At 64.9% G+C, this 288-nt stretch carries 1 pseudogene; it reads right to left on the bottom strand.

The features are described from left to right. A pseudogene (locus B4L36_RS11930) lies at positions 1–288 on the bottom strand (NADH-quinone oxidoreductase subunit G); the annotation flags it as partial.

The raw sequence follows: 288 nt of genomic DNA, 5'->3' as shown, positions 1-288 counted from the left end.
GATGATGTTGCCCTGAAGGTTCGAGGCCAGCGTCTCGTTCAGATAGCTGGTGATCTCGCTGTCCTCGCCGCGCCCGGTCTGCCCCATCTGGCTGATGCCCGCCACCTCGGTGGTGAAGCGGACGCAGCGCGTGCACGAGATACAGCGCGTCATGTGCGTCTCGACCAGCGGGCCGAGATCCAGTTCCTCGGCGGCGCGTTTCGGCTCGCGATAGCGGCTGAAATCGACGCCGTAAGCCATCGCCTGGTCCTGAAGATCGCATTCGCCGCCCTGGTCGCAGATCGGGCA

The sequence above is a fragment of the Paracoccus sp. UBA889 genome (assembly GCA_002294185.1).
In the GTDB taxonomy this organism is placed as follows: domain Bacteria; phylum Pseudomonadota; class Alphaproteobacteria; order Rhodobacterales; family Rhodobacteraceae; genus Paracoccus.
Note: the sequence above shows the minus strand (reverse complement) of the source record. Positions and strands in the feature narration are given on the sequence as shown.